Below are 18,281 nucleotides of genomic sequence, written 5' to 3' on the forward strand. Positions count from 1 at the left end.
CATGAACGAAAACACCTATGTGGTAATTATGGCCGGCGGCATCGGAAGCCGCTTCTGGCCATTCAGCCGTACTGATTTCCCGAAGCAGTTTCATGATGTACTGGGCGTAGGCGAGAGCATGCTCCAGATGACCATGAATCGTTTTAAGGACATCTGCCCACCCGAGAACGTATATGTGGTGACCAACCGCGACTACGAAAACCTGGTAAAAGAGCAACTGCCGCAGCTGAGCGACAACCAGATCCTGCTGGAGCCGATCGGTCGCAACACAGCGCCCTGTATTGCCTACGCGTCATACAAGATCGCACAGATCAACCCGAACGCCAACTTGATCGTGACGCCTTCCGACCACGTGGTGCTGAAGCAGGACGCCTTCACCCAGGTTATCAAAAAAGCGGTGGAAGCTGCCGATAGCGACGATGTGCTGATCACGCTCGGCATCACCCCAAGCCGCCCTGACACGGGTTATGGGTACATCCAGTACATCGACGACGAGTCAAACACGATTAAGAAGGTTAAGACATTTACTGAGAAGCCGAACCTGGAACTGGCACAGATGTTCCTCAACAGCGGCGACTTCGTGTGGAACTCCGGCATTTTCATCTGGAATGTACAGAGCATCACGAGGGCCTTCAAGCAGTACCTGCCTGAAATAAGCGAGATCTTTGAGGAGGGCGCTTCCAGCATGCACACGCCTCAAGAGTCGAACTTTATTGTGAAAGCTTACTCCCACTGCCGCAACATTTCCATCGACTATGGCATTATGGAGAAGGTGGACAACGTGTACGTGGTGCTGGCTGACATTGGCTGGTCTGACCTGGGTACCTGGAATTCGCTCTACACCATCAACCAAAAAGACGAAGCCGGTAACGTGGTAGGTGGCAATGTGATGCTGTACGACACCAAAGACTGCATTATCAAGACCCCGAAAGAACGTTTAGTGGTTGTGCAGGGGCTCGAAGGGTACATTGTGGCCGAGCACGACAACGTACTGATGATCTGCCGCCTGGACGAGGAGCAAAAAGTGAAAGAGTTTATGTCGGATGCCAAGTCTAAAAAAGGCGCTGAATACATATAGTACACCTACTGCTATACCTGTTGAGGTATAGTTTATAGAACAAAAAAGGGGGAACGCTGCTGTCAGCGTTCCCCCTTTTCTATTGCCTTCGGGTAAGTTATACCTTATCTCGGTTCAAAAGTATTCAGGCTGGAGTAACCGCTCTCGCGCAGACGGTGGCTCATGGCTTCATACAGGATGATGCCGGTGGCCACTGACACATTGAGTGATCCAATCTGGCCTATTAGCGGAATACGCAGCGTGGCATCGGCTCGCTTGAGGTACTCCGGAGAAATGCCGTCTTCCTCACTGCCCATGATAATGGCAGTCGGGCCGACGAAATCCACAGTATTGTCATTCAGGTTATGCTCTGTCTTTTCGGTACAGGCTACAATCTGCACACCATAGTCCTTCAGATAATCGATCGTATTTTTCAAATTCGGCTCGCGGCAAACAGGCACCAGGTGCAGGGCCCCGGCCGAGGTTTTAATCGCATCCGCATTGATCTGGGCACCGCCTCTGCTTGGTATAACGATGGCGTCTACGCCCATACACTCCGCGTTACGCGCAATCGAACCAAAGTTGCGCACGTCTGTGATGCGGTCAAGTATAAGCAGCAGCGGACTCTTGCCTTTCTCAAAAAGTGAGGTTACAATCTCATCCAGCGGCATGTAGGTGATCGCTGAGATCAAGGCAACAGCACCCTGGTGATTTTTGCGGGTCAGGTTATTAAGCTTCTCAATCGGTACGCTGGCAACAGGCACGTCATGCTTTTTAGCCAGGTCAAGCAGTTCATCCACACTGGCGTTGCGGGCGCCCTTCTGTACAAAGATCTTCTCCAGCACCTTGCCAGCCAGCATAGCCTCTATGATCGGTCTGAGGCCGAAGATCATTTCCATTTTATCCTCCTTCGGAGTTCTGGGGCCGCTATAGCGGTTACCGCCTACAAATTTGTTATTCCTGCTCTCCATCTTGCTACAGTGCTGTACCAGTTTTCCTCGTATTCACGATTCCGTACCAGCTCAAAGTGATTTTCGGTAAAGGTATTCTCTTTTTTCGTAAATACGAACTTGACATAGGGCGTCGACTCGGATTCACGGTAGATCCAGGTTTCAGCATCGGGGCTGACGCTCACATTGTGCGGCTTGCCATAGATGATGTGGATCATGCCGCGATCGGTGGCCCAGCCAGGTTTAAATGAGGTATACAGTTTGTTCGCCGTCTCGACGCGGGTATAGTAGGTCCGGATCAGCTCACGGGCCAGTTTCTTGTCTTTGGCTATTTTCAACCAGAAGCCGTCAACGGCTGCCTTCTGATCCTGTGTATTGTATAGTGCCTCCCGCTCAGCCGAAGTAGTTAAATAAATCAGCGGGGTAATCATATCCTGCACGCGGGTGATGAGTGGAAACGTACCGCCTTGCACCACCAAACCCTGCGTGGCGCCTGATGCGGTGCGCAACAGGTATAGCCCCTCCTGCTCTAAACGAAAGGTATCCAAAACGGCCAGAGACAGCGTGTCCCCGGTAGCTTGCGGCACTTCAGGCAAACTCTCCTGCCGCGTTGACATTGGGGGCAAGGCGGGCTGCAACGTGTAGTCTACCTGCTTCATTCTGAAATTGGTGGTACCGCTGGTGTCGCTTGGCTGCCACAGGTATAGGCTGTCAGTAGTGGTCGCAAAACCACGTAGTACCGGCGCATTTGTGCGCACATGCAGCAGCATAAAGTCCTTCCGCAGCATGTTGGGGCTTAGTGCCAGTCGATGGGACACGCCGAGTCGTTCCTGCCCGGCCAGTTTCATCCAGAGCCTTACCTGCATGGTATTGCCAGCCGCTACATACCTGGCTGGTACTGTCACGGGTATTTCCAGTGTACCGTTCGATGCTACCCTGTACTGGGGCAGTACCTGCACGGTGTCGCGCAGCAGGAGCATGTCCCGCTCGGTGCTACCCGACCGGATAGTAAAGTCCACACGGTCGGCGGCCTGTGTCAGGTCGAGCAGTTGCCGGAGCTCTTCAAAGCGGAGGATCAGGTGCAGACTGTCGGGTGTGCTGTAGAAGCCGTGCTGCAACACCACCTCGGGCTGCTCCGATCTGGTGGCAACAGGCGCAGTGTCGCGGTACATTGGCGCATAGGCAATGTCTGAACTACCGCATGACGAAAGCAGTAGCAGTATTGACAGGCAGGTAAGAAGGCTTATCTGTTTCATTAGATTGAAGATATAGCAGGCACCCGAAAATAGCAAAAGCCGAACACAGAAACGGGTTCGGCTTTTGTACTGTTTAACTCTCTATTTTGTTTAACGCCGCATGCGCTGCAGATATTGCACAAACACATCCTGCAGTTCTTTTGCCTTCTGCTCTTCGCCGATGGCCTGCGCCTCACCGATCAGCTGCTGCATGATAAACAGGTTCGTTTGTATCTCCATGTCAAACAGGGCGCCTTTTTCCAGGTAGTAGTCTACTGCCTCTCGTGAGTTTCTGGCCATATCCTCCCACAGGTTTTTGGCACGCTCCTCTTCCCCTAAATCAGCCATAATAGATATAAACTGTGGCGTATAGTAGTCGTAAGGCACAGTGCTTGGCGGCAGTTGCTCAAAGCAGTGGTCCACAATCTCCTTGGCACGGGCATTGTCACCACTCATCAGGTACTCAGCAGCCAGCTTGCCAAACTTGTCGCGAGCATTGGCGGCGAAACGGAAGTAGTTTTCGTCGTAGAAAATGCTCGGGTCGTTGAAGTTGCGGAAGCTGAAGTTCATCATGTTCTTGTACATCAGCTCCTTGTTCAGGAAGCCCGGCGCCTCCTCGCTGCTTACCTTCACAGGCACTACGCGGTAGGCAAGTCCCTCAAGCTGGAAATACTCTGACAACCCCATAAAGTCGGCGCTGTTCACGGTAGTGGAGAAGTACACCGGACGGTCCCACTCGTTTGTGGCCAGCAGGTCGAGGATGATCATGTGCTTCTTCTCGAGCATCGATTTGTTGATGGTCCACTGCATCCGGCCCGCGATCTGGTCCTGGTAGTCGCTGGCAACAAAGCCTGCCTGCGCTACTTTGGCCTGGTCAACATCCAGGAAGAAGTTCTTGGTCGGGAAACTTAGTAGGGTAGTGCCGCTTCCCGCCTGCACTTGCAACGCCGGATGGTTCTGGCGGATCAGACTGACAAACTGCTTCAGGTCTATACCTGCTGCCACCTGCTGACGCTCTACGTAAGGCAGGTAGTCGTTGGTTCCCTGGCGGTAGTTTTCATTCTCAAGTGTCAGCGGCCACGGATCGGACTCGTAAGCCTGTCGCTTCATTTGGTCGATGTACCAGTCAGTGTTCAAGTAGCTGAGTACGGCTACGCGCACATCCGTCCGGTAACCTTCTACCTCTTGCGCATACCACAGCGGGAAAGTATCGTTATCGCCGTTGGTGAACAGGATGCCGTTTGGCGCCACTGAATCCAGCAGGTTTTTAGCGGAGTCTACAGAGTGGTAGCGGTTAGAGCGGTCGTGGTCGTCCCAGCCTTCAGCAGCCAGTATACCTGGCACGGCCAGACCAATAACGGTAGCAATGGCCCCACTGGTCGTGACGTTGCGCAGGCCGCGGTTGAGCAGCTCGGCTATACCCAGCACGCCCAAGCCAATCCAGATAGAGAAGGCGTAGAAGGACCCCGCGAAGGTATAGTCACGCTCGCGCGGCTCTATTGGGGGCTGGTTCAGGTATAGGGCAATGGCTATACCTGTAAAGAAGAAGAGCAGACCCACAATAAAGGCATCACGCTCGTTCTTGCGTATTTGGAAGATCAATCCGATGATACCGAAAACAAGTGGCAGCAGGTAGAAGGTGTTACGGGCTTTGCTGTTGGCCACCCGGTCAGGGACGCCGTCGGTTGGTTTGCCAAACCATAGCACGCCTGCCTGTTGCACGTCGCTCTCACGGCCTGCAAAGTTCCAGAGGAAATAGCGCCAGTACATGTGGCCCAGCTGGTAGCGGAGCAGGAAGCTCAGGTTCTGGCCGAACGTCGGCGCCTGCCCTTCCCGTAAGTCTACCCATTTTTTGTACTCCTGCAGGTGCTGCGGATTGTCACTGTAGATGCGCGGCAGCAGGGTTTTGTCCTTGCTATCGTATATCGTTTCCAGCTTGCGGCCTGTCATGACGTATTTATCCTTGCCTTTCACGTAGCGGGGTGCTCCCTCTTCCTGCGCTACTGGCTGCGCATTGTATTGCGGCCCGTAAAGCAGCGGGCGGTCACCGTACTGCTCGCGCTTCAGGTATGACACAAAGCTCAGGATATCATCCGGATTGTTTTCGTCGATGGTTGGGTTGTAAGAAGAGCGGATCGGGATAATCATGTAAGAAGAGTAACCGATCAGGATGAAGGTAAAGCACAGAACAGCCGTGTTCAGCACCCGGAGGTTGCGCTGGATAGAGTAACGTATACCATAGATGATGGCTACCACCAGCAGGATCACGAAGAAAATGATACCCGAACCGAAAGGCAGACCCAGTGAATTCACGAAGAACACCTCTACATTGCCGGCAAGCGACGGCAGGCCAGGTATAATGCCCCACAGAATGGCGACCACGATGACAGCACTGATCAGGAACGCGATCAGGCCGCCTTTCCAGCTTGGTCTGTATAGACGGAAATAGTAGATAAAAGCCAGCGCAGGTATGGACACGAGGTTCAGCAAGTGGGCACCAATCGAAAGGCCGATAAGGTAGGCGATCAAGATCAGCCACTTGTCTGACAGCGACTCCCCTACCTTAGACTCCCAGCGCAGCATGGCCCAGAACACAATGGCGGTGAAGAAAGACGACATGGCGTATACCTCAGCCTCTACTGCTGAGAACCAGGCCGAGTCTGTGAAGGTATAGGCGAGTGCACCCACGGCACCGGCTCCCATGATTAGTACAGTCTGGCCTTTGGTAGGCGCTACACCCTCCTCCTTCACCAGCAGGCGACGGGACAGGATGGTAACCGACCAGAACAGGAACAATACCGTAAATGAGCTACAGAGCGCAGAAAGAAGGTTCACCCACCAGGCCACCTGGGTTGGATCGCCTGCAAACATGGAGAACATACGGCCTACCAGCAGGTAGAACGGTGCCCCCGGAGGGTGTGGCACCAGGAGCTTGTAAGAACAGGCGATGAATTCGCCCGCGTCCCAAAAGCTGGCGGTAGGTTCCAGCGTCAATACATACACGGCGGTCGCGATCAAAAACACGAGCCAGCCTACGAGGTTGTTTATCTTGCGATAATCCGTCATAGCAATTTACAAATATTCAGCGTCGAAAATACTAAATAAATCGGTGCCTGCGCACCTTTGGCGAGTCAGTCATAAAAAAAAGCCAGTCTCTCAACTGGCTTTCGCTCTAGTAACGGGTATAGCTCCCTATTATTTCTGAAGGATCAAACGCTTTGTTTCCACGGTCTTATCGTTCACCAGCAGGCTGTAAAAATACACGCCGGCCGGGTATCCCGTCATATCGAGGATAAACACGTTAGAATGCGTTACCGGCAGTTCATGTGTCTCCATCACCTTGCCGATCGTGTTCGATATCTTCAGCTTATAGTTCTCGGTCATACCCACCTGCGACAGCGACACGCGGGTAATACCACGCGAAGGGTTCGGATAGGCATTGATAGACGGTGTCTGGCGCTCCGGCGCTGGCATAAAAGCCATGTAAGAGCTGATCACGAACTGTGAAGAACCGGCATAAGCCGTCTCGGTCAGGTATAAGCCTCTGTTCTTGTTTGCAGTGTAATTTTTAACCCAGGAAGCTGTTCTGGCATTTTCGGCACGCACATTGGCTTCTGCTTTCTTTTCAGGCACGGCTTTCCAGGCTGAGCTACCGCCGGCATTTGGGGGAATTACGCCGGCCTCCTTTAAGCGACCATCGGCCATAACACTGTATGCCGCCAAATGCGAAACCGCAAACGCAGCCACTAATATCATTCTTGTAAAAGTTCTCATATATCACACCTCGCTTTTCTAAAGGTCCTGGCCACTAGTTAGGCAGGAATTCAAAGATATACCAAAATATAGTAAATAGAAAAAATCTAATTAAAAATACAGGATACTATAGTAATAGCCATACCTGCAATTTTTACTGTTTCTGGCCACGTCCAGACTTTATCAAGAACCATGCCTGTCAGCACCCTTTGCACAACCATGACCCTATGCTGCTGAAAAGGGTTGCATTCAATCGAGCCAGATTGCCTTAAGTAACCCTATGTTATAATCCCGAAAATTGAACTCAGCCTTCAAATCCAGAAGACCAGAAACACTTCTTCAATATTAGTTTCATTCTATGTACAACACTCCATTTACATAACCTGCGACTTCCTGTTTTGTTTTCACAACATCCTCAAACAAATCCAATAGAGGCTAAACTGAATTTATAAGGATAAAAAGAATGTAATTGAACTATAGCGCTATATATAAAAATTGTGCAACTCATAAAAGAGCACCCCGTTACATTGAAAACAAGCAGTTTATTGGACTAAACTTTTGGACAGGAATGCACACGTTAGACCAATATTTAAAAAAAAATAGTTTGAGGCAACAACGTTTCTGCCAGGGGCTAGGCCAAATTGATGCCTATACCTGCACTGATAGCATAAAGAATGCGCAGCGATTGGGCTTGCTAAAGAGCGAAATATTCTGAAGCGGCTTATTATTTTTAGTAAACGGATTCAACTATCTCTGCTTAAATGAGTTAAATAAATAGAAGGAAAGCTTAACCGTAGAGAAGGCGAGGCATGTATGAAAAAGCTACTCCTATTCGTATGCAGCCTTTACTGGCTAATCCCACAGGCCCAGGCCCAGACAGGCACCTATAAGGGCATCGGCACCATTGTGTTTGAGGCCGGTGCACCGCTTAGCCTGATCAAGGGCACTTCGGAGTCCGCTAACGGGATGATTGATCTGGAGACAGGCAAATTCCGGTTTGATGTTCCCATCACTTCTTTCCAGTTCCTAAACTCCCTCATGCAGGAGCGCTTCAACGACAAGTACATGCAGAGCAGCCGCTTCCAAAAAGCGACTTTCGTAGGCAAAATCACTGAAAAAGGGCCGGTCTCGGCAAAGGGAGAGGCAAAAGTGACAGCTTCAGGTATACTGACCATCCACGGCGTTGCTAAGAAGAGAACCATTTCGGGCATTCTTGTGAAGAAAGGAAACACCTGGCAACTTGTAACCGACTTCCCGGTCGAACTGGCTGACCACCACATCCAAGCGCCCCGGCTGAGCTCGGGCTATGGCGCCAGCACCATGCACGTTTCACTCAAAATGCCGCTTACGCCCACTGACCCCGAACCGCAGCAGATCGTGGCCGCCAAAAAGTTCAGCTTCCGATAAGGTATGAGATTTCTTTAAATGCGAAGTAACGCAATCCACCATCAATTTCTAGAGCCAGCCTGCCGCCTTCGTCCACTCCCATAATGCGCCCCCGTACCTGTTCCGAACCAATCTGGTACCCATGCTCCTCCTGATAACGGTACAGCGCCTGCAGGTATTCATACTTCAACTTATCGATTCTTCCGCTGCGAAGCTCCAGATAGCGTTTTTCGAGCAGCTCCAGCAGCCTGTTCACCAATCTTTTCACGTCGAGTTGCGTACCTACCTCGGTTGCCAGCGAAGTGGCCGTGCCGATTCCGAAATGAAGCTGATTTACGTTTAAACCAATCCCCACGATACTGTGTTGTATGGATTGACTGGTAACTGTGTTTTCTATCAGAATCCCGCCAAGCTTCCTGTCCCCGAAATAAAGGTCGTTGGGCCACTTGACACGGGCCTGCCCCAGCCCCTGTTCGCGCAACAGGTCATGCACCGCCAATGAAACCGCCATATTGAGGTGAAACTGGTGCCTGACAGCCAGAAAAACAGGTGACAGAATTACAGAAAGGGTGATGTTTTTACCGGGCGCCGCCTCCCACGTATTGCCCCGCTGACCACGGCCATGCGTCTGCTCGTCAGTAAGCACCACACAGCCCTCTGTGGCTTCATTTTTGAGGAGTAGCTGCTGGGCCTCTGAGTTGGTGGATTTACAAACCGGCAGAAAAAACAGCTGCTGGCCCATAAACAGCGTATTAGGCAACATAGATTAAACAGAATTTAGTACTTTTGTAAATCAAATTTAAGTAGTACAAATGAAAGAAACCAAGGCTGAGGCCAATTCAGACATATTGGCAGAGCTTGTAGTAAAAGGCATGCAGGAAAAGAAAGCCAGCAATATTGTCGTTCTTAACCTGAAGTCACTCAAAAATGCCGTATCTGATTACTTCGTGATCGCATCTGCATCATCCGACTCGCAGCTTGATGCGATTGCGTCTTCCATAGAAGAAGAAATATTCAAAGCCGTCCGCCAGAATCCCTGGCAGAGCGAAGGCCGCACCAACAAGGAGTGGGTGCTGCTCGACTACGTAGACGTAGTGGCGCACGTGTTTCTGAAAGACAAGCGCGAATTCTATGCGCTTGAGGAACTATGGGGTGATGCCAACATCAAGCGTATAGAGGATGCTTAACCCAAAGAGGGAATCCTGAACAAAGCGGGGTTCCTTCCTGTATTTCATGTATCTGAAACAACACATTCATGGCTGAAAAGAATAATAAAGGAAATAATAATAACAAAAAGAAGAAGCCGATGATACCGGCTACGCCACCGCGCCCTACGATGCAGCTGTGGATGCTGGCGGTACTCATCCTACTTATTTTCGGACTCACCTGGCTTAACAAGAGCAATGCTTCTGTAGAAACCACCCAGCAGAACTTTGAAGAGATGCTGGTCAGTAACGATGTGAAGAAACTGACCATCGTGAACGGCAAAATCGTGGAGGTATACCTGAAGGATGAAGCCCTGAAGAATGAAAAGTATAGCCGCGAGCTGTCAAGCCGTGGCACTTTGGGCAGTGTAGACCAGGGTCCGCACTACCACTTCACGATCATCACAGCAGAGTCTTTTAAGGAAGACTACGAAAAGCTGCAGGCAGAAATCCCGCGCGAGAACCGGGTGCCTTACACCATTGAGACACGCACTGGCTTTGCTGACTTCTTTTTCCAGTGGGGCTTCCTGATCTTGTTGCTGTTTGGTTTCTGGTTCCTGATGCGCCGCGTAACAGCGGGTGGTGCAGGCGGTCAGATCTTCAACATCGGCAAGTCCAAAGCTGCTCTGTTCGACGCTGAAAACAAGGTAAAGATCACGTTTAAAGATGTGGCTGGCCTGGAAGAGGCAAAAGAAGAGATTCAGGAGATTGTAGAATTCCTCAAAAACCCAAGCAAATTCACGATCCTGGGAGGTAAGATCCCGAAAGGCGCTCTCCTGGTAGGCCCTCCGGGCACGGGTAAAACCTTGCTTGCCAAGGCTGTAGCCGGTGAAGCCGACGTGCCGTTCTTCTCGCTGTCAGGTTCTGACTTCGTGGAGATGTTCGTAGGTGTGGGTGCCGCCCGTGTGCGTGACCTGTTTAAGCAGGCCAAAGCTAAAGCACCTTGTATCATCTTTATTGACGAGATCGACGCCATTGGCCGTCACCGTAGCCGTGGCGCTACGCCGGGTGGCAATGACGAACGTGAGAACACCCTGAACTCCCTGCTGGTAGAAATGGACGGTTTCGCAACTGACTCAGGTGTGATTATCCTGGCAGCCACCAACCGCCCTGACACACTGGACTCAGCCTTACTTCGTCCGGGACGGTTCGACCGTCAGATCAGTATCGACAAGCCGGACATTAACGGCCGTACCGAAATATTTGATGTGCACTTGAAGCCACTGACCCTGGCTCCTGATGTGGATGCCCGTAAGCTGGCAGCCCAGACGCCAGGCTTTGCCGGTGCCGAAATTGCCAACGTGTGCAACGAGGCCGCCCTGATCGCTGCCCGCCGTAACAAGAAGGCAGTTGACCAACAGGACTTCAATGACGCGATTGACCGTGTGATTGGTGGTCTGGAGAAGAAGAACAAGATCATCTCCCCTGGAGAGAAGAAGATCGTGGCTTACCACGAAGCTGGTCACGCCATAGCAGGCTGGTTCCTGGAGCACGCCGATCCGTTGGTAAAAGTGAGTATTGTTCCACGTGGCGTTGCCGCGCTGGGTTATGCGCAGTACCTCCCGAAGGAGCAGTTCCTGTACACCACCGAGCAGCTGATCGACGAGATGTGCATGGCCCTTGGTGGACGTGCCGCTGAGGAGCTGGTATTTGGAAAGATCTCAACAGGCGCTTTGAGTGACCTGGAGCGGATCACTAAAATGGCTTACAGCATCGTGACGATGTATGGTATGAATGCGAAAATCGGCAATGTGTCGTTCTACGATTCGAAGCAGACGGATATGACCTTCAACAAGCCTTACTCTGAAGCCACCGCCGAAACCATCGATAACGAAGTGCGCAACATCATCGAGACTGCTTATATCCGCACCAAGCAATTGCTAACCGATAAGTCAAGAGAACTGGAGATAGTAGCGCAGGAGTTGCTGCAGAAAGAGATTCTGTTCCAGAGTGATCTGGAGCGACTGGTTGGCAAACGTCCTTTTGATGAGCTCACGACTTACCAGGCACACACGGCCGGTACGGATCGCAGCAAAACGAAGAGCGAAGTAAGCCAGGAGCAGCATCCGGTAGAAATTGGACAGACAGAGCACCCTGAACAAAATGGACAGGGCAGCGCGCCAGGCACACCCATTCAGAACGATGCGTCTGCTGACCCGAACGATACTATAAATACCAGAACAGCTTGATAAACCCAGGCATGTACGAAGCAAAATCGAAAGAAATTGTATTGAGAAGAGTAAGAGAGGCGCTGGCTAAGTCAGCGCCTTTTCTGCCTCCCACCCCTGACTTCAGCTCCCCGATCCATTTGCCAATGGCTGAAGATCAATCCATTGCCTTTGCACAGGCGTTTATCGCCAACAGCGGCCTGTTTGTGTACTGCGAAGATGAGGAGGACTTCTTTGATCAGCTTTTCAATTTGAAAAGAGAGCAGCAGATCGAGTTCCTGCACGTCTGGGAGCCTACCCTGCAGAACATCCTCTACCAGGCAGGTATAGATTTCACTTCTACAGAAGAGGACTTCATTCAAAAAGCACAGGCCAGCCTCACCACCTGCGAAGCGCTGGTGACACGCACCGGCAGTATCCTGGTGAGCTCTGGCAATGCCGGCGGTAGACGCTTGAGCATCTATCCTGAAACGCACATGGTGGTGGCAAAGGCCAGCCAGTTGGTGCCTGACATAAAAGACGGTCTGCAGCGGGTACGCGACAAGTATAAGGAGAACTTCCCTTCCATGGTATCGCTGGTGAGTGGCCCGAGCCGCACGGCCGATATCGAAAAAACATTGGTAATGGGCGCTCACGGCCCAAAACAGCTTGTACTTTTCCTGATAGATGACCTTCCGCATTGACCAACTGGCTCCCGGCCAAAAAGTGTATTTTGCCTCTGATTTTCACTTGGGTGTGCCCAACGCCGAGCAGAGCCGCGCCCGCGAGAAAAAGATCGTGCGCTGGCTCGACACCGTAAAGCACAACGCGGCGGCCATTCTGCTGCTGGGCGACATATTCGACTTCTGGTTCGAGTACCGGCATGCTATACCTAAAGGATTTATCCGGCTTCAGGGCAAACTGGCCGAACTAACCGATGCAGGTATACCGGTGCTCTTTTTCACGGGGAACCACGACATGTGGATGTTCGACTACTTTCCGGAAGAGCTCAACATCCCCATCATTCGGGAGCCCATTTCGACCAATTTCGGTGGGCATAAATTCTACATTGGGCACGGCGATGGCTTGGGCCCGGGCGACCACACCTACAAAGTTCTCAAGAAGGTGTTCAATAACAAAGCCTGTCAGTGGATGTTTGGCTGGCTGCACCCCAACGCAGGTATAGGCATCGCCAACATGTGGTCGCGAAGGAGCCGCATCAGCAATACCAAGGACGATGAAAAGTTTTTTGGGGAGGATGAGTGGCTGGTGCAGTACTGCAAAGAAGTGGAAAATGAGCAGCACCACGATTTCTACGTGTTTGGTCACCGTCACCTGCCCCTTGACATGCCGATTAACGGGGACAGCAGGTATTTGAACCTGGGAGAATGGGTCAATTTTTGCTCTTACGGCGTATACGATGGCAAAGACCTTAAACTCGAGTATTTTGAACAGTAGGCTATACCTGCGCGCAGTGCTATACCTGCTCCTGGCGGTGCTGGCTATACCTGCATCCGCGCAGCAGCCGGACTCCTCAGTTACGCTCACTTTTAGCCACAGCTTTGCCATCTCCTCTCCTGCCACAGTCTCTATTGCCCGAAACGGCAGCGTATACCTGATGGATACGGGCCAGAACCTGTTCGTGCTCGACACACTGGGCAAGCCTATTAACACTTTTTCGCCGCCCAGCCGCGGCCGTATTACAGCGGTAGAAGCCTGGAACCCGATGAAGGTCTTTATTTTTTACGAGGACCGTCAGGAGCTCACCTTGCTCGATCGTTTTATGCGCCCCATTGCCAACACCCGCCTGACGGACCTGGGCTACATGGGCAACGTGCAGGCAGCCACCCTCACCTCCGACGATAGCTTCTGGCTCTTCAACGAATCGGATTTTACACTTAGCAAACTGGATCTTCGTTACCAGAAGCCCATCATTGAAACCCCGCTCAACCTCATTCTGGACAAGGCCCGATTTGATGTGCGCTTTATCCGGGAGTACCAGAACATGGTATACCTATTGGACTATAACAGTGGCATCTACGTGTTCGATAACCTGGGCAACTACAAGAAGAAGCTGCCTTTTACGGGTGTATCCTATATCGCTTTCAAGGGGAACGAACTATACTTTGTGAAAGACAACGCGCTGCACTTTTTCGATCTGTACAAGCTGCAAGAGCGTACCCTGCCCCTTCCGGCCGACAAAAACTACCTCTCCGCCCTGATCAGCAACAACACGCTATACCTGTTTTCCAGAGAGCAGGCCGATGTGTTCCGGCTGAGCCGCTAATTGCTCTCGGCAAAGAATTTCAGCCCCACCACACCGGCCACGATCATCAGCAGACACAGAATTCGCATCAGGTCTTTGGGCTCGTTTAGGAAGACCATACCCAGAATGGCGGTGCCCGCAGCGCCTATACCTGTCCAGATGGCATAAGCAGTGCCCAGCGGCAGCGTTTTCATGGCCTGCGCCAACAGTATAAAGCTCAGGATCATAACGATAACCGTCACAATGCTTATCAACGGTTTCGAAAAGCCCTCGCTGTATTTCAGCCCAAAGGCCCATCCAATTTCGCATATACCTGCCAATATCAGGTAAAACCACGCAGTGCTCATATGATAAAGTTTTGAAGAGCTTTGAACCCCAATTGATAAAATACAGGCTGCAAATTAGGCAGATTAAAGTGGATCGCCATACCTACTGCAGGCTTAGGAGCATCTCGTGCTGTGTCAGAAAATGTTTGAGATGAATACGCTCTATAAAAGTCGCCACCGTAGTGTTTGTTTGATCGACGTTCAGGAGCAAGAGCGCCGGCACCTGGGCCCGCTTTATCGCTTCTTTCAACAGGGTCTTCGCTATACCTCGGTTGCGGTTTTCCCCATGCACCGCCAGCTGTGCAATAGCGCCCGTACGAGGGAAGAAAGCCACATATCCCACCGGCACTTCTTCTACAAGGGCTTCCAGCACCAGTTTCTGATCGGGACTTTTGCAAAAAGCTTCCTTGGTATTTTGCCAGCTCGGCCTGACATCGCAAAAATCGGCATAGGCTTTCCAATTTGGCTTAGCTACCTGCCGGATTTCCACCGTGTGCTCGGGCTCTTTGCTTGAGAGCACCAACTCCCCAACCGGACTCCTGTAGCACTTCAGCGTGCGGACTACCCCGAAGCCTATGGAACGGTATACCTTAAAGGCAGCCGCATTGCCGTTGATGACCTCCAGCAAACATTGTTCAATACCACTTTCGCGCAACTTGGGTAGCAGAAACGCATAGAGCCGTTTGGTTAGCTGATGCCCCCGATGCTCGGGTAAAACCCCCGTACCCGCGTTGTATGCGGTGGGTATGCCCTGCCACTCCCCCAATCCCGTCAATATGAAGCCGACCAACTGCCCGCCGTGGAAAGCGCCTGCACAAAAGCTCGGCTCTACCCCCTCCCGCCTGATCTTTATGGCGAACTCCTCCCTGCTTATTTTGATAGGGATGACATAGTCATCGAAGGCGGCCACGAAGGTATCGTAAAGAGCAGGAATATCGTGTTCGCGCAAAAACGAGAAAGTATAAGAAGCCTGGGTTTGCATGAGGTATAGATTTGAAACACACGAACTAAGCACAGCCGGCATGGAGGTTAATAACACGCTTCCTTAAATAACCCACCTTCACTGCTTGCCGTTAAACTGAAGTACTGAAAAATACAAAAGCTTATAGAAGCTAATACGAAAACCTAAAAAATAAACTATGAAAGCAGCAGTATTCCACAAAATGAAAGACATACAGGTAGAGACCATCAATGACCCCAGAATAGAGGACGCGCGCGACTGTATACTACGCGTAACCTCCACGGCCATTTGCGGCTCCGACCTGCACATTTACAACGGCATGGTGCCCCAGGCCCGCGACATGGTCATGGGGCACGAGTTTATGGGCATTGTTGAGGAAGTGGGCGCCGGCGTGAAAAACCTGAAGAAAGGTGATCGTGTGGTGGTGCCCTTCCCCATCTCTTGCGGCACCTGCCATTACTGCAACATGCAGCTGCCCACGCACTGCGAAAACTCCAATCCAGAAAACTATGGTCCTGAAGGCGAGATTGTGATGGCAAAGGGAGCCGGTGCCGGCATTTTTGGCTATACTGACATTTACGGAGGGTATAACGGCGGACAGGCAGAGTTCGTGCGCGTGCCTTACGCCGACTACGGCCCGCGCAAGGTGCCTGATAACTTCACTGACGAACAGGTCCTTTTCCTGACAGATATCTTCCCGACCGGCTGGGCCGCCATTGACTGGGCCGAGCTGAAAGGCGGTGAGACCGTGGCCGTATGGGGTTGCGGACCGGTAGGCATCATGGCCATGAAATCGGCCTGGCTGCAGGGCGCCAAACGGGTAATAGGTATAGACATACAGCCTTACCGCCTCGAAAAAGCCCGCACCACGGCGAATGCCGAAGTAATAAACGCTTCGGAAGTAGATGCCGTGCAGGTAATACGCGATATGACAGGTGGCTATGGCGCCGATGTATGTGTGGACGCCGTGGGGATGGAGGCCGACCGTACCGTACTGGAAAAAGCCATGAATGTGGTGCAGATGGAGAAGGGCTCCATGAAAGTACTCGAAAAGTGCATGGATTCTGTGCGACGAGCCGGTACTGTGACGGTGGTGGGTGTATACGGTTCGCCTTACAACAACTTTCCGCTCTACAAGTGGTTCGACAAGGGCCTGACCCTGCGTGGCGGCCAGGCCTGGGTGCACCGCTACATCGATCACCTTATCTCACTGGTGCAGGATGGCAAAGTCAAGCTGGAAGACATCATTACCCATACCGTGCCGCTGGCAGAAGCCTCCCGCATGTACGACATCTTCAACAAAAAAGAAGACAACTGCCTGAAGGTAGTAATGAAGCCATAACCTGGAGACCACTTAAGCAGAAAACCAGCAGCAGGCCTATACCTTGCTGCTGGTTTTTTGCTTTATGAATATCTGCACACGTTTGCTATAGTTATAATCTTAAAACGGCGACTTGCTCCTGTATTTCCAGAAAGCAGCCATACCTGCACCCAGGCTCAGAAGCGTAATCACAGTTTTTTGCCATACCTCCACTTCCCGCAACTGGTAGGCCAGCACTAACAACGCAACTGTTGCCAGCAGCCACCAAATGGCATGGTAGCGCACCAGAGTCAATTCTTTATATGCCTTTAAGTAAAACCCCGCGTAGCCCATGTACATCAGTGCAGCGAAAGTGGTGTAGGCAGCCATCTCAAAACCGTAGAGCGGCACCAAAATCAGGTTAAGCACTATGTTGCCTATACCTGCCACGGTGGAAATGCGCCAGAGCTTGTTTGTTTTTTCATGGAAAGTGAGCAGGTTAATCACAGCCATGTACATCGGCCTGAAATTGTACCCCATCAGAATGACGATAGCCAGCGGATATGCCTGTTGCAGTTCCTCGTTGCGGATTAAGAAACCAAAAATTTCCTTCATCCAAAGACTTGCAGTAAACGTGCCGATAAAAAAAAGCAGTTGCAGGGTATAAGTCATATAGCGGGCCTGGGCCGCTGCTTCTATGCTTTTTGTCTGCGCATAGAGCTTCATGTACAATGGTGTTGCCGCCTGCACCACCGCGAAACTGGCCGATGAGAAATAAATTCCGAAGTTCGACGCCACATTGTAAAGGCCTATCCGCCCGACAGGCGTACCAAGCACATCCAGCACCAGGCGGTCAGAAGTGTCGAGCATGAAAAAGGAAAAACCGTGCGGCACAGCGGGTAGTGAAACTTTGAGACTGTGCCTGATCCGATGCCATTTAAAATTAAAGATAGGCCAGAGTTTCTGACTGGCTATAATGTAGATGCTCACTACAAAGCCCACCGCCGCCGAAATAGTACTGGCATAAAACCAACCCATATACCCCATCTTAAGCTCAGCAATAAAATAGATGGTCAGGATAACGTTTACGCCCCCCATCAGGAAGGATCGCAGCGCAATAGGCAAAGGCCGTTGCGTGTGCAGGCAAAACATACCACCAAATAAATCGGTGACAACAAAAAAAAGCATGGGAATCCCGACAAGCAGCGCAATCTGCACCCGATCCTCCTGTGCATCGGCAGGTACCGCCAAATAGATTATACCCATACACAGCAGCCCATAAAGCACTGACCAGCTGGTCAGAAAACCATAGAGCTGGCGCCAGATCCATTGGAAGCGGCTGGGATGCCGTGCAAAGCTGTTCTCCATCACCACTGTGAAGCCCAGCGACATCAATACCAAAAGGGCACTGTAATAAGCTGTTACCACTCCCGCCACCCCATAGTCAACCGGGGAGAGGTGCTGCGTGATCAGCGGCAGGGCTAGCACACCCGCCAAACGAGGTATCTGAGCTGAAAAGCCATAGATCGCAGCATGTGACAGGAGTTTCCGAAGCATCCTCTAAAATTAGGTGATAATACCTTCACAGCCATACCCGCCAGATTGCATTTTCAAAAATCGCTTTGTCCCACGCTGTCTAAACTCCCGTAAAAGCACTAATTTATGCCCCGTACTGTTAAAGACCGCGGTCACAAA

The 18,281-nt window shown here is 51.5% G+C and carries 16 protein-coding genes; 8 read left to right on the forward strand and 8 right to left on the reverse strand.

What is annotated here, in order from left to right; translation table 11 throughout:
* Position 1: 1 nt before the first annotated feature.
* Positions 2 to 1,078, forward strand: coding sequence for a mannose-1-phosphate guanylyltransferase (locus C8E01_RS00670; protein WP_116541451.1), 1,077 nt, complete (start codon positions 2 to 4; stop codon positions 1,076 to 1,078).
* A 104-nt stretch (positions 1,079 to 1,182) separates the two neighbouring features.
* On the opposite strand, the gene rlmB is transcribed toward C8E01_RS00670, so the two are convergent.
* The 4 genes from rlmB to C8E01_RS00690 all read right to left on the reverse strand — a co-directional run bounded on the left by rlmB (position 1,183) and on the right by C8E01_RS00690 (position 7,016).
* Positions 1,183 to 2,028, reverse strand: coding sequence for a 23S rRNA (guanosine(2251)-2'-O)-methyltransferase RlmB (rlmB, locus tag C8E01_RS00675; protein WP_116541452.1), 846 nt, complete (start codon positions 2,026 to 2,028; stop codon positions 1,183 to 1,185).
* Positions 2,001 to 3,263, reverse strand: a complete 1,263-nt coding sequence (locus C8E01_RS00680) for a GWxTD domain-containing protein (RefSeq protein ID WP_243409361.1) — start codon at positions 3,261 to 3,263, stop codon at positions 2,001 to 2,003. Before C8E01_RS00680 ends, rlmB begins: the two co-directional genes overlap by 28 nt.
* Before the next feature lie 90 nt (positions 3,264 to 3,353).
* The gene (locus tag C8E01_RS00685; protein ID WP_116541453.1) at positions 3,354 to 6,308 is read right to left on the reverse strand and encodes a glycosyltransferase family 117 protein; all 2,955 of its coding nucleotides are present in this window, start codon (positions 6,306 to 6,308) and stop codon (positions 3,354 to 3,356) included.
* 129 nt (positions 6,309 to 6,437) lie between these two features.
* Positions 6,438 to 7,016: a T9SS type A sorting domain-containing protein gene (locus C8E01_RS00690; protein WP_116541454.1), complete on the reverse strand. Its 579-nt coding sequence runs from the start codon at positions 7,014 to 7,016 to the stop codon at positions 6,438 to 6,440.
* 792 nt (positions 7,017 to 7,808) lie between these two features.
* Between C8E01_RS00690 and C8E01_RS00695 the strand changes: the two genes are divergently transcribed.
* Positions 7,809 to 8,402 (forward strand): YceI family protein, encoded by a 594-nt coding sequence (locus C8E01_RS00695; RefSeq protein WP_116541455.1) that lies wholly within the window; start codon positions 7,809 to 7,811, stop codon positions 8,400 to 8,402.
* Here C8E01_RS00695 and C8E01_RS00700 read toward each other — a convergent pair.
* Entirely contained in the window at positions 8,389 to 9,144 is a 756-nt protein-coding gene (locus C8E01_RS00700; RefSeq protein WP_116541456.1) for a biotin--[acetyl-CoA-carboxylase] ligase, read from the reverse strand. The two genes, C8E01_RS00695 and C8E01_RS00700, sit on opposite strands and share 14 nt — an antisense overlap.
* 49 nt (positions 9,145 to 9,193) lie before the next feature.
* Between C8E01_RS00700 and rsfS the strand changes: the two genes are divergently transcribed.
* From rsfS to C8E01_RS00725, 5 genes are all read left to right on the forward strand, one after another.
* Positions 9,194 to 9,568: a ribosome silencing factor gene (rsfS, locus tag C8E01_RS00705; RefSeq protein ID WP_116541457.1), complete on the forward strand. Its 375-nt coding sequence runs from the start codon at positions 9,194 to 9,196 to the stop codon at positions 9,566 to 9,568.
* 68 nt (positions 9,569 to 9,636) lie between these two features.
* A complete protein-coding gene (gene ftsH, locus C8E01_RS00710; RefSeq protein ID WP_116541458.1) occupies positions 9,637 to 11,775 on the forward strand; it encodes an ATP-dependent zinc metalloprotease FtsH in 2,139 nt (712 codons plus the stop codon).
* A gap of 11 nt (positions 11,776 to 11,786) precedes the next feature.
* The gene (locus C8E01_RS00715; RefSeq protein WP_116541459.1) at positions 11,787 to 12,437 is read left to right on the forward strand and encodes a LutC/YkgG family protein; all 651 of its coding nucleotides are present in this window, start codon (positions 11,787 to 11,789) and stop codon (positions 12,435 to 12,437) included.
* A complete protein-coding gene (locus C8E01_RS00720) occupies positions 12,421 to 13,191 on the forward strand; it encodes a UDP-2,3-diacylglucosamine diphosphatase (protein ID WP_116541460.1) in 771 nt (256 codons plus the stop codon). The genes C8E01_RS00715 and C8E01_RS00720 overlap by 17 nt, the downstream gene beginning before the upstream one ends.
* A complete protein-coding gene (locus C8E01_RS00725; RefSeq protein ID WP_243409362.1) occupies positions 13,154 to 14,020 on the forward strand; it encodes a hypothetical protein in 867 nt (288 codons plus the stop codon). The genes C8E01_RS00720 and C8E01_RS00725 overlap by 38 nt, the downstream gene beginning before the upstream one ends.
* On the opposite strand, the gene C8E01_RS00730 is transcribed toward C8E01_RS00725, so the two are convergent.
* Positions 14,017 to 14,346: a DMT family transporter gene (locus C8E01_RS00730; RefSeq protein WP_116541462.1), complete on the reverse strand. Its 330-nt coding sequence runs from the start codon at positions 14,344 to 14,346 to the stop codon at positions 14,017 to 14,019. The two genes, C8E01_RS00725 and C8E01_RS00730, sit on opposite strands and share 4 nt — an antisense overlap.
* Positions 14,347 to 14,428: 82 nt before the next feature.
* A complete protein-coding gene (locus C8E01_RS00735; protein ID WP_116541463.1) occupies positions 14,429 to 15,307 on the reverse strand; it encodes a GNAT family N-acetyltransferase in 879 nt (292 codons plus the stop codon).
* Positions 15,308 to 15,464: 157 nt separating this feature from the next.
* Here C8E01_RS00735 and C8E01_RS00740 point away from each other — a divergent pair, with 157 nt between their 5' ends.
* On the forward strand, positions 15,465 to 16,628 hold the full coding sequence (locus C8E01_RS00740) for a zinc-dependent alcohol dehydrogenase (RefSeq protein WP_116541464.1): 1,164 nt from the start codon (positions 15,465 to 15,467) through the stop codon (positions 16,626 to 16,628).
* Between the two features lie 99 nt (positions 16,629 to 16,727).
* Here C8E01_RS00740 and C8E01_RS00745 read toward each other — a convergent pair whose 3' ends face one another.
* The gene (locus C8E01_RS00745) at positions 16,728 to 18,143 is read right to left on the reverse strand and encodes a lipopolysaccharide biosynthesis protein (RefSeq protein WP_116541465.1); all 1,416 of its coding nucleotides are present in this window, start codon (positions 18,141 to 18,143) and stop codon (positions 16,728 to 16,730) included.
* Positions 18,144 to 18,281 lie beyond the last annotated feature (138 nt).

It is taken from the genome of Pontibacter virosus (assembly GCF_003096355.1).
In the GTDB taxonomy this organism is placed as follows: Bacteria; Bacteroidota; Bacteroidia; order Cytophagales; family Hymenobacteraceae; genus Pontibacter; species Pontibacter virosus.